Origin of the sequence: Actinomadura sp. 7K534 (assembly GCF_004348575.1) — a bacterium.
Lineage (GTDB): Bacteria > Actinomycetota > Actinomycetes > Streptosporangiales > Streptosporangiaceae > Spirillospora > Spirillospora livida.
Window position 1 is genome coordinate 1 of the sequence record NZ_SMKB01000411.1, and the last position, 3,279, is coordinate 3,279.

Annotated in this window: 2 rRNA genes; both read left to right on the plus strand. The window is 58.7% G+C overall.

Annotated features, from left to right (window positions below):
• The first annotated feature begins 22 nt into the window (after window positions 1–22).
• Window positions 23–1,555: ribosomal RNA gene (locus E1266_RS36465) — 16S ribosomal RNA — on the plus strand.
• Window positions 1,556–2,004: 449 nt separating this feature from the next.
• Window positions 2,005–3,279: ribosomal RNA gene (locus E1266_RS36470) — 23S ribosomal RNA — on the plus strand; the annotation flags it as partial.

Below are 3,279 nucleotides of genomic sequence, written 5' to 3' on the forward strand. Positions count from 1 at the left end.
CCCTGGGTTGGTCGTTTGGACCTTAATGGAGAGTTTGATCCTGGCTCAGGACGAACGCTGGCGGCGTGCTTAACACATGCAAGTCGAGCGGAAAGGCCCCTTCGGGGGTACTCGAGCGGCGAACGGGTGAGTAACACGTGAGCAACCTGCCCCTGACTCTGGAATAAGCCTGGGAAACCGGGTCTAATACCGGATATGACTACTGCCCGCATGGGTTGGTGGTGGAAAGTTTTTCGGTTGGGGATGGGCTCGCGGCCTATCAGCTTGTTGGTGGGGTGATGGCCTACCAAGGCGACGACGGGTAACCGGCCTGAGAGGGCGACCGGTCACACTGGGACTGAGACACGGCCCAGACTCCTACGGGAGGCAGCAGTGGGGAATATTGCGCAATGGGCGGAAGCCTGACGCAGCGACGCCGCGTGGGGGATGACGGCCTTCGGGTTGTAAACCTCTTTCAGCACCGACGAAGCCTTTCGGGGTGACGGTAGGTGCAGAAGAAGCGCCGGCTAACTACGTGCCAGCAGCCGCGGTAATACGTAGGGCGCAAGCGTTGTCCGGAATTATTGGGCGTAAAGAGCTCGTAGGCGGTTTGTCGCGTCTGTCGTGAAAGCCCACGGCTTAACCGTGGGTCTGCGGTGGATACGGGCAGGCTAGAGGCAGGTAGGGGAGAACGGAATTCCCGGTGTAGCGGTGAAATGCGCAGATATCGGGAGGAACACCGGTGGCGAAGGCGGTTCTCTGGGCCTGTACTGACGCTGAGGAGCGAAAGCGTGGGGAGCGAACAGGATTAGATACCCTGGTAGTCCACGCCGTAAACGTTGGGCGCTAGGTGTGGGGTCCTTCCACGGATTCCGCGCCGCAGCTAACGCATTAAGCGCCCCGCCTGGGGAGTACGGCCGCAAGGCTAAAACTCAAAGGAATTGACGGGGGCCCGCACAAGCGGCGGAGCATGTTGCTTAATTCGACGCAACGCGAAGAACCTTACCAAGGCTTGACATCGCCGGAAATCCCGCAGAGATGCGGGGTCCTTTTTGGGCCGGTGACAGGTGGTGCATGGCTGTCGTCAGCTCGTGTCGTGAGATGTTGGGTTAAGTCCCGCAACGAGCGCAACCCTCGTTCCATGTTGCCAGCAACACCTTCGGGTGGTTGGGGACTCATGGGAGACCGCCGGGGTCAACTCGGAGGAAGGTGGGGATGACGTCAAGTCATCATGCCCCTTATGTCTTGGGCTGCAAACATGCTACAATGGCCGGTACAGTGGGCTGCGATACCGTGAGGTGGAGCGAATCCCTTAAAGCCGGTCTCAGTTCGGATCGAAGTCTGCAACTCGACTTCGTGAAGTCGGAGTCGCTAGTAATCGCAGATCAGCAACGCTGCGGTGAATACGTTCCCGGGCCTTGTACACACCGCCCGTCACGTCACGAAAGTCGGCAACACCCGAAGCCCGTGGCCCAACCACCTTGTGTGGGGGGAGCGGTCGAAGGTGGGGCCGGCGATTGGGACGAAGTCGTAACAAGGTAGCCGTACCGGAAGGTGCGGCTGGATCACCTCCTTTCTAAGGAGCACCAACTGGCCATCGTGGATCCCGCCTAGGCGGGGTGCGGTGGTCGGTGGCCATCATCGGCGGCGCACGTCCGTCGGATGGCTGCTCATAGATGTGGAGCACTGGCTACTCAGCTCACCGCTCGTGTGAGCCGGCAAGTACCGCCCCTGGTGACAGGGGAGTGGGAACGTTGGTGTCGGGCGGGTGGTGGGTTGGACACGCTGTTGGGTCCTGAGGGAACGGGCGCGAGCCCGGTGGCCTCGGACTGCGGGACCACGACCCCATCCCCTCCAAGGGGTGGGGTTGTGGTGGGCCCGGTTGTTTTTTGAGAACTGCACAGTGGACGCGAGCATCTCTGGTGAACGGTGATGCCTCCGCAATGAATGGGAGCCCGTTTCGGGGTTTCTGTTGTTTGTGGTGGTGTTGTTGTTTATCTGCGATTTGTTTTGATCGTTTTGTGTGTTCAAGTTTTTAAGGGCATACGGTGGATGCCTTGGCATCAGGAGCCGATGAAGGACGTGGGAGCCTGCGATATGCCTCGGGGAGTCGGCAACCAGACTTTGATCCGGGGATTTCCGAATGGGGAAACCTGGCACCCGTCATGGGGTGTCGCCGCCGTCTGAATGTATAGGGCGGTTGGTGGGAACGCGGGGAAGTGAAACATCTCAGTACCCGCAGGAAGAGAAAACAATAGTGATTCCGTGAGTAGTGGTGAGCGAAAGCGGATCAGCCTAAACCGTGCGCGTGTGATAGCCGGCAGGCGTTGCGTGTGCGGGGTTGTGGGACCATCCTGCTGGATCTACCGCGCTGACAAGAAGTTACAAACCGCTTGGGTAGTCGAACGGTATGGGAAGGCCGACCGTAGACGGTGAGAGTCCGGTAGACGAAACTGAGATGGCTTCTGGGTGTGTTCCCGAGTAGCACGGGGCCCGTGAAATCCCGTGTGAATCTGCCACGACCACGTGGTAAGGCTGAATACTTCCTGGTGACCGATAGCGGACTAGTACCGTGAGGGAAAGGTGAAAAGTGCCCCGGTGAGGGGTCGTGAAAGAGTACCTGAAACCGTGTGCCTACAAGCCGTCAGAGCCTCCTCAGTGTTTCTTTGGAGATGCTGTTGGTGATGGCGTGCCTTTTGAAGAATGAGCCTGCGAGTTATGGTGTGTGGCGAGGTTAACCGGTGGCGGGTAGCCGTAGCGAAAGCGAGTCTGAATAGGGCGTTTTTAGTCGCATGCTGTAGACCCGAAGCGGGGTGATCTAGCCATGGGCAGGGTGAAGCGCCGGTAAGACGGTGTGGAGGCCCGAACCCACCAGGGTTGAAAACCTGGGGGATGACCTGTGGTTAGGGGTGAAAGGCCAATCAAACTCCGTGATAGCTGGTTCTCCCCGAAATGCATTTAGGTGCAGCGTTGCGTGTTTCTTGCCGGAGGTAGAGCTACTGGATGGCTGATGGGCCCTACAAGGTTACTGACGTCAGCCAAACTCCGAATGCCGGTAAGTGAGAGCGTGGCAGTGAGACTGCGGGGGATAAGCTTCGTAGTCGAGAGGGAAACAGCCCAGATCATCGGCTAAGGCCCCTAAGCGTGTGCTAAGTGGGAAAGGATGTGGAGTTGCCTTGACAACCAGGAGGTTGGCTTAGAAGCAGCCATCCTTGAAAGAGTGCGTAATAGCTCACTGGTCAAGTGATTCCGCGCCGACAATGTAGCGGGGCTCAAGCACACCGCCGAAGCCGTGGCACT